Origin of the sequence: Rhodococcus sp. 06-1474-1B, assembly GCF_002258885.1 — a bacterium.
Taxonomy (GTDB): Bacteria; Actinomycetota; Actinomycetes; order Mycobacteriales; family Mycobacteriaceae; genus Rhodococcoides; species Rhodococcoides fascians.
On the sequence record NZ_NOYR01000032.1, the window covers coordinates 59,186 to 73,285 of the forward strand.

At 64.1% G+C, this 14,100-nt stretch carries 13 protein-coding genes; 8 read left to right on the top strand and 5 right to left on the bottom strand.

Features of this window, described 5'->3' with window-relative positions; genetic code table 11:
- Positions 1–105: 105 nt before the first annotated feature.
- Positions 106–702 (top strand): TetR/AcrR family transcriptional regulator, encoded by a 597-nt coding sequence (locus CH266_RS18190; RefSeq protein WP_255175952.1) that lies wholly within the window; start codon positions 106–108, stop codon positions 700–702.
- Between the two features lie 78 nt (positions 703–780).
- Positions 781–2,403 carry an MFS transporter gene (locus CH266_RS18195; RefSeq protein WP_094715887.1) on the top strand — a complete coding sequence of 541 codons (1,623 nt, stop codon included), beginning with the start codon at positions 781–783 and terminating at the stop codon, positions 2,401–2,403.
- Here CH266_RS18195 and CH266_RS18200 read toward each other — a convergent pair.
- From CH266_RS18200 to CH266_RS18210, 3 genes are all read right to left on the bottom strand, one after another.
- Entirely contained in the window at positions 2,396–3,292 is an 897-nt protein-coding gene (locus CH266_RS18200) for a glucose 1-dehydrogenase (RefSeq protein WP_094715888.1), read from the bottom strand. The two genes, CH266_RS18195 and CH266_RS18200, sit on opposite strands and share 8 nt — an antisense overlap.
- Before the next feature lie 144 nt (positions 3,293–3,436).
- Positions 3,437–3,790 (bottom strand): STAS domain-containing protein, encoded by a 354-nt coding sequence (locus tag CH266_RS18205; RefSeq protein WP_094715889.1) that lies wholly within the window; start codon positions 3,788–3,790, stop codon positions 3,437–3,439.
- A gap of 185 nt (positions 3,791–3,975) precedes the next feature.
- Entirely contained in the window at positions 3,976–4,905 is a 930-nt protein-coding gene (locus CH266_RS18210) for an aldo/keto reductase (protein WP_032406783.1), read from the bottom strand.
- Positions 4,906–5,058: 153 nt separating this feature from the next.
- Between CH266_RS18210 and CH266_RS18215 the strand changes: the two genes are divergently transcribed.
- Genes CH266_RS18215 through CH266_RS18240 form a run of 6 tightly spaced genes read left to right on the top strand, consistent with a single transcriptional unit; the run spans position 5,059 to position 12,316 of the window.
- Positions 5,059–6,075, top strand: a complete 1,017-nt coding sequence (locus CH266_RS18215; protein ID WP_032406782.1) for a LacI family DNA-binding transcriptional regulator — start codon at positions 5,059–5,061, stop codon at positions 6,073–6,075.
- Positions 6,072–7,079, top strand: a complete 1,008-nt coding sequence (locus CH266_RS18220; RefSeq protein ID WP_094715890.1) for a 2-hydroxyacid dehydrogenase — start codon at positions 6,072–6,074, stop codon at positions 7,077–7,079. Before CH266_RS18215 ends, CH266_RS18220 begins: the two co-directional genes overlap by 4 nt.
- Entirely contained in the window at positions 7,076–8,293 is a 1,218-nt protein-coding gene (gene manD / locus CH266_RS18225; RefSeq protein WP_094715891.1) for a D-mannonate dehydratase ManD, read from the top strand. Before CH266_RS18220 ends, manD begins: the two co-directional genes overlap by 4 nt.
- A 4-nt stretch (positions 8,294–8,297) precedes the next feature.
- Positions 8,298–9,815, top strand: a complete 1,518-nt coding sequence (locus CH266_RS18230; protein ID WP_032406780.1) for a mannitol dehydrogenase family protein — start codon at positions 8,298–8,300, stop codon at positions 9,813–9,815.
- Between the two features lie 52 nt (positions 9,816–9,867).
- Positions 9,868–11,232 carry an MFS transporter gene (locus tag CH266_RS18235; protein ID WP_094715892.1) on the top strand — a complete coding sequence of 455 codons (1,365 nt, stop codon included), beginning with the start codon at positions 9,868–9,870 and terminating at the stop codon, positions 11,230–11,232.
- Between the two features lie 31 nt (positions 11,233–11,263).
- Entirely contained in the window at positions 11,264–12,316 is a 1,053-nt protein-coding gene (locus CH266_RS18240; RefSeq protein WP_032406778.1) for a zinc-binding dehydrogenase, read from the top strand.
- A 7-nt stretch (positions 12,317–12,323) separates the two neighbouring features.
- On the opposite strand, the gene CH266_RS18245 is transcribed toward CH266_RS18240, so the two are convergent.
- Positions 12,324–12,908: a hypothetical protein gene (locus CH266_RS18245; protein WP_032390917.1), complete on the bottom strand. Its 585-nt coding sequence runs from the start codon at positions 12,906–12,908 to the stop codon at positions 12,324–12,326.
- A gap of 94 nt (positions 12,909–13,002) precedes the next feature.
- A complete protein-coding gene (locus CH266_RS18250) occupies positions 13,003–14,088 on the bottom strand; it encodes a glycosyltransferase family 4 protein (RefSeq protein WP_094715893.1) in 1,086 nt (361 codons plus the stop codon).
- Positions 14,089–14,100: the final 12 nt, after the last annotated feature.

Sequence of the window (14,100 nt, forward strand, 5' to 3'; positions counted from 1 at the left end):
TCCGGTTCAGCGATAGCGTGACGGGATATGATTGCCGTCATAGTCACACGCGACTGTAGATGTAACTCGGTGTCACGTCAATGATCGTGTTCGGAAAGGTGATGGATGGCGAATCGAAGCAGTGCTCGTGAGGACATGCTGCGCAGTGCCGCGCAGTTGTTTCGGCAGCGCGGAGTCGAAGCGACTTCGTTGGCCGACGTCATCGAGCACGCAGGTGCGCCGAGAGGCTCGATCTATCACCACTTTCCACGGGGCAAGCCTCAACTGGTCGAGGAGGCCACGCGAACGGCCGGCGCGGTGATGGGGGCCATGATCTCCGAGGGGTTGGCCCAGGCCGGGCCGGCGGCGACGGTGCGCGCGATCATCGAGGGCTTTCGCAGTGAACTGTCGAGCACCGATTTCGTGTCCGGTTGCCCCATTGCTCCTGCCGCACTCGAGGGGGCGAATGCCCCCGGTGCCGTCACCGCGGCTGGTGAGTCGTTCTCGTCGTGGGAAGACACGATCGCCGCATCGCTCTGGCAGCACGGGTTGACGAGAGAGCGGGCGCAGGCGCTCGCGACGTTCTCCATATCGGCGATCGAGGGTGCGCTGATCGTGGCGAAAGCGCAGCGATCGACCACCGCGCTGGATCGGACCGAGGGAGAGTTGTTGGCTCTGCTCGACGCGGTCCTGGACGCAGCGGGTGGGCAGAGTTCCCGATAGCACCTATTGCTATAACGCAGAGTTACAGTTACTTTCCCTTCAGGAACTATGTCGACCGTCATAGCCGGAGGGGATCTCATGCCGTCACTCACCACTTCTCGACACCGCGTAGAGGGTACGAAGCTTCGCGGCCGATATCTGGCTCTACTCGTGATCTGCGCTGCGGAGCTGCTCGTCGTATTGGACAACACCGTCGTCAACGTCGCCCTGCCGTCGATGGGGCTACAGCTACGCGCCGACATCAGCGGCTTGCAGTGGGTGGTCGACGCCTACACGCTGACGTTCGCGGGATTGCTGCTTGCTTTCGGCCACCTCGGAGACCGATACGGGCGCAAGAAGGTGATGATCATCGGCCTGGCGGGCATTGCGCTGATGTCGGTGGGCGGCGCGGTCGCCGCCGACCTCGGGCAGGTCGTCGCCGCCCGCGCCGCGATGGGAGTCTGTGCGGCGGCGGTCTTTCCGGCCACGTTGGCTCTCATCATCAATATCTTCACCGACGCCAAAGAGCGAGCGCTGGCCATCGCAGCGTGGACGGCGATGGCAGGTTTCGCCATCGCCATCGGTCCGACAGCGGGCGGCTTTCTGCTCGAGCACTTCTCGTGGCATTCGGTGTTCTGGATCAATGTTCCGGTTGCCCTGCTCGTTCTGTTGGCCGCACTGGCCTGCGTTCCGGAGTCGAGAGCCGAACATGTGGGCAAGTACGACCCTGTCGGAATCGTGCTGTCGTTGACGGGCATCACGGTCGTGGTGTGGGCGATCATCGAAGCGCCGCACAACGGTTGGTTGTCACCGGCGAGCATCGGAGGCTACATCGCCGGATGCGTCGCGCTTGCTGCGTTCGTGTGGTGGGAGTTGCGAACACCGTCTCCGGTATTGGACCTGAATCTGTTCCGAATCAGACGATTCTCGCTGCCCGCCTTGGCCATTGCTGTGGGGTACTTCAGTATGTTCGGCTTCCTGTTCATGATCACCCAGTATTTTCAGGGTGTCATGGAACTGACGCCGTTGCAGTTCGGCGTTCATTCACTGCCGTTCGCAGTATCCATCGCGGTCGGAGCACCAATGGCCACACTGATCGCGCAGCGAATAGGAACGACAGCCGTCATCGTCTTCGGACTCGTCGTGATGAGCATCGGCATGTTCATTGCGGGCCAGGTCGAGGTCGAAACGCCGTACCTGGGACCGGTCGTCGTCTCGATGATCTTGATGGGCCTCGGGTTGGCGATCGTGCAAGGCCCGGCCACCGAATCCATCATGTCGTCGGTGACGCTCGACGAAGCAGGTGCGGGCTCGGCGGTGAACGACACCACCCGTGAGGTGGGTGGAACACTCGGCGTCGCGGTGCTGGGCTCGATCGTCGCGTCGATCTACACCACGAAAGTGGGCCCCCGAATCGACGCCATTCCCGATGCAATCATGGAGCCCTACCAGAAGGCCTTTGCCCGTGAGACCGTCGTCAGCGTCATCGAAATCGTCAAAGCGCCGACCAACCCGATCTTCGCGACGCAGAAGGCGGAGCTCGTGTATGCGATGAAAGCCGCGTCTCTGGAGGGATTTCAGCTCGCGTCGTTCGTCACCGTCGGGGCCGCCATGGCATGCGCGATCGCTGTGGCGCTCTTCCTGCCATGGCGGCGACCCGAAGGAGACGGGGTGCTGTTGGCGTGGCGGGCGTCGAAGTCCGAAGACCCCGAGATCAGTTGAACGGGGTGCCCCCGGTGACCGCAATGGTCTCGCCTGTGATGTAGCTGGACTCGTTCGAGGCCAAGAAAACGTAGGCCGGAGCCAATTCCGCGGGCTGGCCCGGGCGGCCCAACGGAACCGTCTCGCCGAACTCGCCGTACTTCTCGGCAGGCATGGTCGCAGGAATCAGGGGAGTCCAAATAGGTCCGGGCGCAACGGCATTGACTCGAATGCCCTGGCCGGCGAGGTCGCCGGCCAGGCCCTTGGTGAAAGCGACGATGCCTGCCTTGGTGGTGGCGTAGTCCAGCAACTCCGGCGACGGATTCGATGCCTGAATCGAGGTGGTGTTGATGATGGTGGAGCCCGCACTCATGACGGCGGCGGCGTGCTTCGAAATCCAGAACAAGGCGTACAAGTTGGTCTTGAGCACACGGTCGAACTGGTCGGTGGTGATATCGGCGATGCCGCCTATCTGGGCCATCTGGAACGCGGCGTTGTTGACGACGATGTCGAGGCCTCCGAGCACCTCCACGGCAGTGTCGACCAACTTGGTGCACTGCGTTTCGTCGGTGAGGTCGCAGGCGATCGCTCGCCCCGACCGCCCAGCGGCTTCGATCAGGTCGACGGTCGCTTGGGCATCGGGGCCCTCGGATTCGAGATGAGCAATGACGACATCGGCACCTTCTCGCGCGAATGCCAGCGCCACCGCTCGTCCGATCCCGGAATCACCACCGGTGATCAACGCTTTTCGGCCGTGCAACCGATCCGAACCCCGGTACGACTTCTCGCCGTGATCCGGTGCGGTGACCATGTCGCGAGTCAATCCCGGATGCTCGAGCTCGGGCTGGTCGTCCCGATCGGGCATGGAGAAAGCAGTGGTGGGGTCGCTCTTGGTGAACTGGTCGGACATTGTCGATCCTTGCCTCGTGTGAAGAGGACCCATTGCGGCAAAACCAAAGCCGCCCCAGTTCTCGAGACGATTCACGGTCGTTACCGACTGGAGTCGCTGTCCACACGAGGTTTGCCGGTTGTACCGGCACGCAAACCTTGCGAATCAGCGCGCGGAGGGATCTTCCCCGATGAAGCTCGCACCCACCGCATCGAGCACCCGGCGCGCCGGCCGGGTAGGAGCGAAGACCTCGACGCGTCCGTCGGAACGTTCGACAGCATCGACGATCACGCTCGCGGCACCCGAGTACATGAAGTCCACCGCCGACAAGTCCAGCAGCACAACTGCATTGCCCAGTAGGGCACCGTCGAGGGCGTTCACCAAATCTGCTCGTGCACTCATGTCCAGCTCGCCGACGGCGCGAACAACGGTCAGATCGGGGGAGTAGGACTCGATACCGATCGAGTGGCGTCGAGCGGGGGCGGTGGAGCGAACATCGGTGAAATCGGAAACAGTCACGGTGCGAACCTCTCAGTTCGGGTGGCCTATCGAACCGGCGTGCTCGGTGTGGAACCCGAGGGCTGCAGGTTCCGGTGCACGCTGTCCCGTAATCCTGACAGCGCAACATCACCGAACCGAGCCTGCAACATCACGGATTCGTCGCTACTTGGTAACGGCAAGGTAACGCAGTTCGATGCCCGGCATCAGGGCAGTGTGTGACCCGCTGCGCGGAACAGGCCGTACCATTCCGCCCTGGTCAGGCGGATGTCCGACCCCGTAGCGGCCTCTACTATCCGATCCGGCGTGGTGGTCCCCAGGACCACCTGAATGTCGGCCGGGTGGCGTGTTATCCACGCGACCGCTATCGCGGACGGTGTCGTGTCGTATCGGCCGGCAATGTCGTCGAGCGCATCGTTGAGGGCAGGGTAATTCTCGCGATCTCCGACGAACACACCCGACGAGGTCCCGCTCTGCAGTGGCGACCACGCTTGCACGGTGATGCCGCGTGCCCTCGCGTAGTCGAGCAACCCGTTGTCACGATCCACCGACTGGTCCAGCGCGCCGATGTTGGCGGTCAGGCCCGCAGCGATCAGCGGTGAATGGACGACGCTCAACTGCACTTGGTCGAACAGAAGTGGTTGTGTGACTGCTGTTTCGAGCAATTCGATCTGACCGGGAGTGTGATTGGAAACGCCGAAACCGAGCACTTTGCCCGACGTGTGCAGTGTGTCGAATGCCGCCGCGACCTCGTCGGGCTCGACCAGGCTGTCCGGTCGATGCAGCAGCAGGGTGTCGAGATGATCGACGCCGAGTGCCGAGAGCGAACCCTCGACGGCCGACACGATGTGGTCTTCCGAGAAGTCGAAATAGCCGTCGCGAATGCCGACCTTGCTCTGAATGCTGACGCGCTCACGCTGCGACGGAGTGAGTGTCACCGCTTGTCCGAAGCGCTCCTCGCACCCGTGGGGTCTGCCGCCGTAGATGTCGGCGTGATCGAAGACGGTCACACCCACGTCCAGGGCGGTGTCGACCAACCTGCGAATCCTGTCGTCGTCCAGGTCGAGGATGCGCATGAACCCGAGGACGATGCTCGACACGGTTGTGCCGGTCTGGGGGTGCGTAAAGGTGCGCAAGGTGAGTCTCCCTCTGTGCGGACGTGGTCGCAGTCGAGTGTGTCAAACCGCGGACCCGGTACGCCCGGGCCTCTGTTGCGCAAACCGTTGACAATATTGCGCAACTTCTGTCATCGTTGTGCTCGGCATCACAAAGAACTCAGGAGGTGAACCGTGGCACCCACGCTCACGCAGGTCGCACAACGAGCAGGTGTGTCGCTGTCGACGGCATCGCGCGCCTTCAGCAACCCGGATCGAATCGGGGCGGACACGTTGGCTCGGATCATCGCCGTCGCCGACCAGATCGGCTATGTCGCGGCTTCGGGGCGCTCCTCCGACACCCGCGTCTCGGCGACGACGGTCGCAGTCGTGGTACCCGACATCGGCCACACCGTCTTCGCCAGCTTCGTCAAGTCCGCGCAAGCACAGGGCTGGCATCGCAGACAGACCATCGTCCTCACCGACACCGACGGAAGCGCAGACCGTGAGCGTGAAGTGATCGGTGACCTGCAGGGCCGAGTCGACGCTCTGATCGTCTGTGCTCCACGACTACCGGCCGAGGACATCGTGCAGCTGGCGGGCGACACACCGCTGGTGCTGGTCAACCGATCCTCCAGCGAATGCGATTGTGTCGTGGCCGATTCCGAGGACGGTATCCGGCAGGCCGTCGATTACCTGGCAGCTCTCGGTCACACACATCTCGCGTACGTCCAGGGATCACCGCAATCGTGGTCCAACGAGCGACGCGTCGACGCCGTCGAACAGTTCTGTGCAGCACGAGGAATAGTGCTCGATGTACTGGGGTGGCAGCAGGAAACCTTGGCCGGCGGCCATGCTGCGGCTGCCAGCGTCGTCGCCACGGGTGCGACCGCCGTCATGACCCACAACGACCCCATGGCCATCGGCGTCATGAACGGGGTCCGGTCGATGGGCCTGGCAGTACCGGAAGACCTCAGCGTCATCGGCATCGACGATTCGCCCCTGGCCGAACTCGCGCATCCCGCTCTGACGAGTATCAACGTTCCGATGGGCCGTGCAGGTCTGGTGTCCTCCGATCTGGTGTTCCAGCGGGCAGCCGAACCGGAGTCGTCGGCCAGAACCATCCACCTCCCTACCCAACTCGTGGTCCGCGGCTCATCGGGCCCCGCTCGGATTCGCACTCTCGCACCAGGAAAGGACGACTCGAAATGAAGGTCGTCATCGCAGATTCCAACCTCCTACCGCATCGTGGCCGCTTCGAGAGCCGAGTCGCCTCCGATATCGAGCTGTCGTGGCACGAGAAGTTCGACGTCGATGCACTCGTCGCGGACATCGCCGATGCGACCGTGTATGTCGGCGGAAAGTTCCCGGCCGTTCTGGCGGAGGCGGCACCCGATCTGCAGCTGGTGCACGTTGCGGGGGCAGGCACGGACGGCGTTTCCTTCGACGACCTGAGCGCTCGGACATTGGTGGCCAACACTTTTCACCACGAACGCTCGATCGCCGAATACGTCGTAGCCACCGCCGTCGTGCTCCGGCGCGGGTTTCTCGGCCAGGACCGCCTCATGCGGGAGAATCGGTGGGCGTCACCGGTGTACGACCGCACGCTTCGGCAGTCGACTTCGCTGGGTTCGACAACGGTGGGATTCGTGGGCTTCGGTCATATCGGTGCGCAGTCGTGGCAGTTGCTGCGGGCCTTCGGTTGCCGGGGCATCGCGGTCACAGGAAGCGGATCGGTGAACGCAGCCGAGAACGGATTGGCCTGGGCCGCATCGACCGATCGTCTGTCCGACCTGATGACCGAAGCAGACGTCGTCGTGGTGTCCGCACCACTGAACGAGCGCACCACCGGCATGATCGGCGACACCGAACTCGCAGCTCTCGGACCGGACGGCGTGCTGATCAACGTGGGGCGTGGCCCCCTGGTGCAGCAGGATGCACTGTTCGACGCGCTGTCCGCCGGATCGCTCGGGAGCGCCGCCATCGACGTCTGGTACGACTACCCGTCGGCCGACGGCATCGGTGCCCCCTCGCGTCATCCGTTCCACACGCTGCACAACGTCCTGATGACACCTCATTCTTCCGGCATCACACGCGAAACCTTCGAGGGCCGGGTCGACGACATCACCGCCAACATCGGTCGACTCGCCGCGCGCGAACCGTTGACCGATGTCGTTGCCGGAGAGAACTTCACGGAGAAAGCAGAGCGCTCGTGACCGACAAGATCGTCGCCGCGGACGTCATCGTCTGCAGCCCCACGCGTAATTACGTCACACTCAAAGTGACCACCGCAGACGGCGTCGTCGGCTACGGCGACGCGACCTTGAACGGCAGGGAACTCGCGGTGGCGTCGTACCTGCAAGATCATGTCGCGCCGCTTCTCATCGGCCGAGATCCCGCACGCATCGAGGACACCTGGCAATACCTCTACCGCGGTGTCTACTGGCGCCGTGGGCCGGTGACGATGGCCGCGATCGGTGCCGTCGACCTCGCCTTGTGGGACATCAAGGGCAAATCCCTCGGGCAACCCGTCTACCAGCTGCTCGGTGGAGCCGTCCGCGACCGCATTCTCTCGTACACCCACGCCACCGGCTGGGACACGTCGGAATTGATCGATTCCGTCGATCGACGTCGAGCACAGGGTTTTCGCGCCGTGCGGGCCCAATCGGGTGTTCCCGGCCTGGAGTCCGTGTACGGAGTGCACCGAGGCGCGCAGGGATACGAACCCGCAGGGCGTGGTGCCGTTCCCGTCGAGGAGGTCTGGGATACCGATGCCTATCTCAATCACGTTCCCGGGGTGCTCGCAGAGGTGCGCGAACACGTGGGATCCGAGCTCAAGTTGCTGCACGACGCGCACCACCGACTGACACCGCAACAGGCAGCGCGACTGGGCAAGTCGCTCGAGGACGTCGATCTGTTCTGGCTCGAGGACGTCACCACCGCCGAGGATCAAAGCGCCCTGCGGCTGGTGCGTCACCACACCACGACCCCGCTCGCGATCGGTGAAGTGTTCAACACCATCTGGGACTGCCAGCAATTGATCTCCGAGAAGCTGATCGATTTCATTCGTGTGGCCATCGCCCATGCCGGCGGTATCAGTCATGTCCGAAAGATCTTCTCGCTGGCCGAGGTACACCAGGTTCGTTGCGGACCGCACGGGCCCTCCGACGTCTCGCCGATCACGCTCGCCGCGAGCGTGCACCTCGGAATGGCCACTCCGAACTTCGGCATTCAGGAATTCATGGGTTACGACCCACTGGTGGACGAGGTGTTCCCACACGCATGGTCGTTCGCCGACGGCTACCTGACCCCCGGTGACGCCCCCGGCCTCGGCGTCGACATGGACGAGTCGTTGTCGGCGCGGTACCCGTACGAGCCCGCGTATCTCCCGGTCGCTCGCCGCCTCGACGGCTCGATGACGGACTGGTGACGAGATGAGCGAATCCAGACTGACTCGTTCGGCACTCGCTCGCTCGGGCGTCGTCCCGGCACGACCGGACGGCACCGGGATCGTCCATCTGGGGCTGGGCAACTTCCATCGCGCGCATCAGGCCGTGTACACCGCTGCGGCACTGGCGCAGGACGGCGGTTCGTGGGGGATTCTGGGCGTAGCGAACAGATCTCGCACGATTGTCGACGCCATGCTCGCTCAGGAACTGCTCTACGGCGTCGTCGAGATCTCGCCGTCGGGATCGAAGGTGAGCGTCCCCGGAGCACACACGGGAGCCATGGTCGCCGCCGACGACCCCGCCGCCGTCGTACGGGCCATTGCGGACGAGGACGTCCGAATCGTGACGATCACCGTCACCGAGTTGGGCTACACGCTGTCGTCCCGGACGGGCTCTCTCGACCTCGAATCGACTGCAGTGCAACAGGACTTGCAGCGGCCGGAAACGCCGACGACCACAGTGGGGCAGCTCGCGAGGGCTCTGGCGATGCGGGCACGAACGCACGGGGCTCCCATCACCGTGGCCAGCTGTGACAACCTGCTGGGGAACGGTGATCGCACCGCTGCACTCGTGCGTCAGTTCTTGGACCGTTGCGGTGCGGACGATGTGCTCGAGTGGCTGGCCGCGGCAGTGACGTTCCCCAACTCCATGGTCGATCGCATCGTTCCGTCCAGCAGTGCGTTGTACGACGCCGAGTCCACCGCCGAGCTGGGCGCTGTGGACACCATTGCGGTGCCGGCGGAGCCGTTCACGATGTGGGTGATGGAGGACGAGTTCGCCGCAGGACGTCCCCGCTGGGAAGCCGGTGGTGCCGTGTTCACCGAGGATGTCGAACCGTACGAACTGATGAAGGTTCGACTGCTCAACGGAACCCACTCTCTCATTGCCTATCTCGGCGCACTCGACGGTCGCGCGACAATTCCGGACTCGATCGGTCGCCCGTTCGTGGAGGCTGCAGCTCGAGCGGTGTTGGTCGACGAATACCTCCCGACCGTGCCCGTTCCGGGCGGGGTGGATATCGACGACTACATCGCCCAGCTGTTCGTGCGGTGGTCCAACTCCGCTCTGGGGCACAAGACCGCGCAGGTCGGTTCGGACGGCTCGGCGAAGCTCGCGCAGAGGATCCCGGACCCAGCGCTCCACCACCTACGAAAAGGTGTTGTACCGCAACAGCTTTCCTTGACCATCGCCGCCTATCTCTGCTGCGTGTGCCCGCCCGACGGTTTCGACCCGGGCCCGCATGCGCATGCGATGGCCGACCCTGCACGTGCGCGTTTGGCAGGACTTGCCGCTTCGGCAGCGTCCAGTGAGGATTTCGTCCGCTCGGTTCTCGAACGCGGCGACATACTCCCCATCGAGTTGGCGCAGTTTCCTGAATTCATCACACGCACAGCGGAATTCATGGATACTGTTGTTCGTCACGGTCCGATGGCCGCAGCCGTCGAAGCGGCGAGTTCTTCGCTCCGCCCCGTCGTCACGGCATCTCCGACCGCACTCGACTGACCCATTCTCCTTCCTTCGTTCGGCCGAAGCCGAAACTCACCCGAGGACAACCATGGACACGACCACAGAACCGTCAGATTCTCCCAGAATCGCTCCGGCCCAACATGATCCTTCCGCCGTACGACGCGCAGCGTGGGCCGGCCTCATCGGAACCACACTCGAACAGTACGACTTCGTCATCTACGGCACAGCGTCCGCGCTGATCTTCAACAAGTTGTTCTTTCCCAACATCTCCCCGGCGGCCGGCATCATTGCCAGCTTCAGCGCGTACGCCGTCGGCTTCCTCGCCCGGCCACTGGGTGGACTGTTCTTCTCACGCTACGGTGACCGGCTCGGGCGCAAGTGGGTTCTGGTCGCCACGCTGATGCTGATGGGCGGCGCTACCATGGCGATCGGTCTGCTGCCGACGTTCGGGCAGGTGGGACTACTGGCCCCGGTCTTGCTGGTCCTGTGTCGATTCTTTCAGGGCTTCGGCGCTGGTGCCGAACAATCAGGTGGCGCAACGCTTCTGACGGAAACGGCCGCGATCGGAAAGCGTGGCAGATTGGCCGCTCTTGTGATGACCGGCGCGGCGCTCGGCACCGCTCTCGGAGCCATCGCCTGGATCCTCGCCCAGTTGCTCCCCGACGATCAGCTCATGTCCTGGGGCTGGCGGATGGTGTTTCTGAGCAGCATCCTGGTCACGGTGGCCGCGTTCATCATCAGGCGCAAGCTCAACGAGTCACCGGTGTTCCAGGAGCTGAAGGCGGCCCAGGAGCGACCCAAGGCACCGGTGAAGGAAGTGTTCACCAACGGCAAGCGACCGCTGTTCATCGTCATGTTCATGACCGTCGGCATCAGCGCTCAGTCCTACACGTACCAGGTGTTCATGGCCTCCTATATGAAGAACGACATCGGCGTCGATCCCACGTTCATACCCAAGGTTCTGCTCATCGGCGCAATCTGCGGCGGCATCGCGGCCTGGGGCTTCGGATGGCTATCGGACAAGGTGGGCCGTAAGCCCGTGTACATCGGTATCGTCAGCCTGCTCGTCGTTCTTCCGGTTCCCACGTTCATGGCTCTCAGCACCGGTTCGCACGTACTGATCACCCTGGTGATGATCATCGGATTCATCCTGGCGTGCCAGGGGGCCGTCGGTGTCACGATGAGTTACTTCCCGGAGATCTTCGGGGCTCGATACCGGTACGCCGGAGTCACTCTCGGCCGCGAGTTCGCGTCCGTCTTCGGCGGCGGAATCGCTCCTCTGCTGTGCGCGGCACTGATCACCGCGTTCTCCGGATCCTGGGTGCCGGTCGCGGTCTACATGATGATCATGGCCGTCTCGGTGCTCGTCGCCGCATCCTTCGCACCGGAAACTCGGGATCGCGATCTGACCGATCCGGCCAACGCAACCGATCCGGTGCTCGACCGGGTCTGACCTGCCCACCTCGAACGGAACGGACTACACGATGACCACCGAACCGAACCCTGTGCCCGACAGAACGGTCGCCCTGATCGCGTACGGCACCGATGACATCCGCGTCGAAACAGTGGCGGTGGCCGACCCCTCGCCGGACGAGGCCATCGTCGCAATTGCTTACGGCGGAATCTGCGGCTCCGACTTGCATTACTGGAAGCACGGGGCGGCAGGACAATCGGTACTGAAAGCGCCGATGCGATTGGGACACGAGGCTTCGGGCACCGTGGTTCGGCGCGCAGGAGACGGCAGTGGCCCCGGTGAAGGCACCCCGGTCACCGTCCATCCGGCGACTCCCGCCGCCACCGGCGCGAAGTATCCGGCCGATCGTCCGAACCTGTCTCCCGGATGCCGCTACATGGGAAGCGCCGCGCAGGTACCGCACGACGACGGTTTGTTCATCGGTCATGTCGCCGTCCCGACACGAATGCTCAGAGCGTTGCCGGACGGTCTGGATCTGAGAATTGCCGCGTTGGCCGAGCCGGCGAGTGTCGCGTGGCATGCCGTCGAGCGTGCCGGGGCGGTGTCCGACAAGACGGTTCTCGTCGTCGGGACCGGTCCGATCGGTGCCCTCATCGTGGCGGTCGCTCGCCGAGCCGGTGCAGCTCGAATCGTCGCGGTCGACCTCGAGGACTATGCGCTCGATGTGACGCGTCGACTCGGAGCACATCGAACAGTCGACGCCCGAGACGGGGCGGCAGTCGCGGCGGTCGAGGCCGATGTGACGTTCGAGTGCTCGGGCAACCACCGCGGTCTGGCGTCTGCAATCGACGGCACGGCTCGCGGGGGTCGTGTCGTCATGGTGGGGTTGCCTGCGGCCGGGCCTCAGCCGGTGCCGCTGTCATTGGCGATCACCCGGGAGATCGACCTGATCGGCTCGTTCCGGTTCAACACCGAGATGGACGACGTGATCCAAGCCCTGGCCGACGGTTCACTCGATGTGGCACCCGTCATCACCGCGGAGTATCCGGTGGCAGACGCCCTCGACGCGTTCGCGCTCGCCGCCGATGCATCCCGATCGAGCAAAGTCCTGTTGACGTTCTGACGGGCTACTACTCGAATTCGGTTCGTATCGACTGTGTCGTGAGCTGCAGCATCAGCACGAAGCCGGTCAGCGTCACGACGATCGGGGCCCACAGCACCACCGCCACGAATGTGTCCACATCGCGTTCCAGCACTATGTACACCGCGACGATCGATGTTCCCAACAGGCACAGGGCGATGTGCGCAGCGAGGCGCCATTTGTCGAAGAAGAACCCGGCCAACATTCCCATCGGGATGAGGAAGGTGCATTTGCCGAGGGTGACTTCCGGCGCGAAATTCGCGGTGATGGTGGCTCCGAAGATCGACAGATCGGCTATGACGACGAAGGCGAAGGCTTGCCCGAGCGTCGGCCACGGTCCGAACCACCAGAACGCGCCCATGATGTATGCGGCGATCATGCACGTCCATTGCACGATCGAGGGGATGGGGGTGGTCGCGCCGTACCCGAACGCCAGCTCGAGGGTGACCACGACGGCCATGGCCAGGGCGGCGGCGGACACGATCCGCTTGACGAGCGTCGTGACAGCGAGCGACGTCATCACGCCCATGCCCCATTGGTAATGCTCGTTGGACCTCGTCAGTGCGCGAGTCACAGTGCCCCCTCGTTCCAATCGGGAGTCGATTGAAACACAGTCGCACCGCTCGACGTTCGGCTTTCACCGTGTTCTGGCCGACGGTGCGGCACGATCAGCTGGTCAATTGGTGTAACAGCTCCGGCAGTGTCTCGCTGATGTCGTGCCGGCTGGCCACCCGATAGCGGGCGGCCTCACCGAGCAGCCGCCGTCGATCGGCGTCGTCGACCACCGCCGAGACGGCGGCAGCGAGAGCATCGGAGTTGCCGGGCTCGACCAGAATTCCAGCACCGTCGGCGAGGAATTCGTGCGTGCCACCGTGATCGGTTCCGATCACCGGCAATCCGTGCGACATCGCTTCCAAGACCGACAACGGACCTGCCTCGGGAGAAGTACTGGCCGACACAACGACATCCCACCTGCGAAGAGCGGACTCGGCATCGGTGTGTCCGAGGAACTCGACACGTCCGGCAAGATCCGGTTCCGCGGCGCGCGCGCGGAGTTCGTCGACGTATTCGCGATCACCGGGGAAGCTTCCCCCGGCCAATTCGACTCGGACGTCAGGGAGCATGGCGACGGCGTCGAGCAGCACGCGGTGCCCCTTCCATGGCGTCAACAACGCCAGCATCCCGACGACCGGCGGAGAGTGCAGCGCACCGCCGAACCGCGGAACCGGCCACGGCACGCCGTTGTGTGACACCACCACGGGGAGGCCGGCCTTTCGGAGCGGTTCTGCGGTGGCCTCGGACACCGGTACCGCAACGCGAACGGCCGGCCGGGCGAACCGGACCACCACACGCTGCTTGAGAGAGGTCATCGTGTCGTGGACGAGCCACGACGCCCCGCGAGCGGGCCGCGCAAACCGCGCCACCGGAAGCGCGAACAGCGAGTTGACGACCGTGGCGGTGCCCGGTGCGCGGGCGATCGTGCGCACGGCGCGCGCCGCCCCCACCCATCGTGCGACCATCCTGATCGCCGCGATACCGCGCGCGGCACCACGTTGCCCACCCAGTCCGAGCTCGTCGATGCGGACGTGTCGCGTCGTGTCGGGCAGGCGATCTGCCAATGGGCCTGCAGGGCAGGCGATCACGGTGGCATGGCCGCGACGCGTGGCCTCGTCGATCAAATCCAGCAGCACCTTCTCGGCACCGGACACCTGGCCGGTGTGCGCGAGGAAGAGAACTGTCGATTCGTCGGTCATGTATCGGCCCGT

Coding starts and splice junctions, on each gene's coding strand:
- CH266_RS18190 (WP_255175952.1), top strand. CDS start 106: ATGGCGAATCGAAGCAGTGCTCGTGAGGACATGCTGCGCAGTGCCGCG.
- CH266_RS18195 (WP_094715887.1), top strand. CDS start 781: ATGCCGTCACTCACCACTTCTCGACACCGCGTAGAGGGTACGAAGCTT.
- CH266_RS18200 (WP_094715888.1), bottom strand. CDS start 3,292: ATGTCCGACCAGTTCACCAAGAGCGACCCCACCACTGCTTTCTCCATG.
- CH266_RS18220 (WP_094715890.1), top strand. CDS start 6,072: ATGAAGGTCGTCATCGCAGATTCCAACCTCCTACCGCATCGTGGCCGC.
- CH266_RS18230 (WP_032406780.1), top strand. CDS start 8,298: ATGAGCGAATCCAGACTGACTCGTTCGGCACTCGCTCGCTCGGGCGTC.
- CH266_RS18235 (WP_094715892.1), top strand. CDS start 9,868: ATGGACACGACCACAGAACCGTCAGATTCTCCCAGAATCGCTCCGGCC.
- CH266_RS18240 (WP_032406778.1), top strand. CDS start 11,264: ATGACCACCGAACCGAACCCTGTGCCCGACAGAACGGTCGCCCTGATC.
- CH266_RS18250 (WP_094715893.1), bottom strand. CDS start 14,088: ATGACCGACGAATCGACAGTTCTCTTCCTCGCGCACACCGGCCAGGTG.